The following is a 2,441-nucleotide window of genomic DNA, read 5'->3' as shown; positions in this document are numbered from 1 at the left end:
AGGGCGCCAGGCCACTGGACAGGTCGAGCCATTCGGCTTCGGCAATCCCGTATTCAATCGCCGCCTTGCGCAGACGGCCACCGTGCTCAAGCATACAATTGCCCTCCGACACATAGGATCAGCAGCCACAACCATACGCCGCGCTGCACCAGTTGCCAGCCTCGGTCGATGGCGTCTGCATCCGCCGCCGGGCCTTCGCCCAATGGCGGGCGCTGGTGCAGCTCACCGTGGTAAATCGCGGCACCGCCCAACTCGACGCCGAGGGCACCCGCTCCCGCCGCCATGACTGGACCGGCGTTGGGGCTATCCCAGGTCGGGCCCTGGCGGCGCCAGCATTTGATCGCCAGCCGGGTTTTACCGAGTACGGCGTAGGTCAACGCCACCAGGCGTGCCGGAATATAGTTCAGTAGGTCATCGATCTTGGCCGCCGCCCAACCGAAGCGCTCAAAGCGTGCGTTGCGATAGCCCCACATGGCGTCGAGGGTGTTGCTCAAGCGGTACAGCACCACGCCCGGCACACCCGCGACGACAAACCAGAACAGTGCGGCAAAGACGGCGTCACTGCCGTTCTCCAGCACCGATTCAGTGGCGGCGCGGGCCACTTCAGTGCGATCCAATTCACTGGTCTGGCGACTCACCAGGTAACTCACGCGTCGACGGGCTTCGTCCAGGTCATCGCTGCGCAAGGCCTGGGCCACCGGGATCACGTGTTCGCCGAGACTGCGCATGCCGAGGGCACAGTACAACGCGAGGATCTCCAGCACCCAACCGATATAAGGCGCCCACGACAACGCGGTGGCCAGCAGCGTCAGCGGCACCACCGCAATAAACCACGCGGTCACACCGTGGCTGCGCCAGCCACGGCCGCCACTGTTGAAACGCCGCTCAATGCGCGCGGCAAAATTGCCGAACGCCACCAGCGGATGCCAGCGCTTGGGCTCGCCCAGCAGCGCATCCAGCGCCACCGCCGCGACACACAGCAAGGCCACACTCATTGACTCACTCCCCAGGTATTCTCATACAACATGTCACTCAGCGGCCGCGGTTCGGCCCAGCCTTCGAGCTGCAACATCGGTGCCGGGTAGAACGCCTCGACCGGCCCCAGGCACAACACCGCCAAGGGTTTCGCGCCGGGCGGCAAGCCCAGCAGGTCAGCCAGGGCCTGCGGCTCGAACAGCGAGACCCAGCCCATGCCCAAGCCTTCGACACGCGCCGCCAGCCACAGATTCTGGATCGCGCAGGACAGCGAGGCCATGTCCATTTCCGGCAAGGTGCGCCGGCCGAAGATATGCCGCTCGCGGTCATCCATCAGCGCCGCCACCAGCACTTCGGCGCAGTCGTGGATGCCTTCGACCTTGAGCTTCATAAATGTATCGGAACGCTCGCCCAACGCTTCGGCGGTGCGTATGCGTTCTTCCTCCACCAACTGTTGAATCCGGCTACGCAGTTGGCGGTCACTGATGCGGATAAACCGCCACGGCTGCATCAAGCCAACGCTCGGCGCCTGGTGTGCGGCCTGGAGCAAACGGTGCAGCAGTTCGGGAGCCACATCGCCGCCGCTGAAGTGACGCATGTCGCGGCGCTCGGCGATGGCGCGGTAGACGGCCTGGCGCTCGGCTTCGGGGAAGGCGTTGTCGGTCATGAGCCTATCGCGGGCAAGCCCGCTCCCGCAGTGGATTCGTGGTGTTTAGCCGAGTGCGATTCGCCTTCGCCGGGCGCAAACAGCGCAGCAACGGCGCGGGGATTGGAAGGGAAATAGAAGTGGACGTAGGACGCGGTCAGCCGCCCCTGCCGATACACCGCCTCCGCCCCGCGCCCACCATTGGGGCTCACGCCACGGGCAACGGGCTGCCATTCGGTACTGGTCAGCGAGTGGTGATAGGTATGACCGCGCAACACGCCCTCGGGCAATTCGACGCTTTGCAGGGCCAGGGCGGCGAGTTTCTTTTGCATCACCGCATCGCCCTGCAGCAGGCCGACCAGTTCGGCGCGGATGCCGTCGACATCGGTGAGCGAGTCCAACAGATAAAGCATCCCGCCACACTCGGCGAGCAGCGGTTTGCCGGCAGCGTGATGAGCACGGATCGCACCCAGCATCGCGGTGTTTTCCGACAGCGCCTGGTGATGCAGTTCGGGGTAACCGCCGGGCAGATAGAGGCTGTCGGCATCGGGCAATTGGCGATCATGGATCGGCGAGAAGAAGCTCAACTCCGCGCCCATCGCCCGCAGCAGATCAAGGCTCGCACCGTAGGTGAAGGCGAAGGCTTCGTCACGGGCGATGGCGATACGCACGCCGGCCAGCAACGGTTCGGCGCAGATCACGGGCGGTGCGGCAAAGGTCACTGGCGGCGGTAACGCGACCTCGCAACTGCTGCCCAACGCTTGGGCGGCAGCGTCCAGGCGCAGGTCGAGGTCATTCAGTTCGCTGGCTTGCACCAGGC

The 2,441-nt window shown here is 65.1% G+C and carries 3 protein-coding genes and 1 pseudogene; all 4 read right to left on the bottom strand.

What is annotated here, in order from left to right; all coding sequences use genetic code 11:
• The coding region (locus tag L9Z73_RS31680; protein WP_430624327.1) for a hypothetical protein at nt 1–94 on the bottom strand (94 nt) is incomplete at its 3' end.
• Nucleotides 87–995, bottom strand: coding sequence for an adenosylcobinamide-phosphate synthase CbiB (cbiB, locus tag L9Z73_RS29100; RefSeq protein WP_247408303.1), 909 nt, complete (start codon nt 993–995; stop codon nt 87–89). The genes cbiB and L9Z73_RS31680, both read right to left, overlap by 8 nt.
• The gene (gene bluB / locus L9Z73_RS29095) at nt 992–1,642 is read right to left on the bottom strand and encodes a 5,6-dimethylbenzimidazole synthase (protein WP_247408302.1); all 651 of its coding nucleotides are present in this window, start codon (nt 1,640–1,642) and stop codon (nt 992–994) included. Before bluB ends, cbiB begins: the two co-directional genes overlap by 4 nt.
• Nucleotides 1,639–2,441: pseudogene (locus L9Z73_RS29090) on the bottom strand (cobyrinate a,c-diamide synthase); the annotation flags it as partial. The gene bluB and the pseudogene L9Z73_RS29090, both read right to left, overlap by 4 nt.

Origin of the sequence: Pseudomonas emilianonis (genome assembly GCF_023072625.1) — a bacterium.
In the GTDB taxonomy this organism is placed as follows: Bacteria; Pseudomonadota; Gammaproteobacteria; order Pseudomonadales; family Pseudomonadaceae; genus Aquipseudomonas; species Aquipseudomonas paraveronii.
The sequence above is the reverse complement of the archived record's forward strand: the minus strand, read 5'-3'. Positions and strand labels throughout refer to the sequence as shown.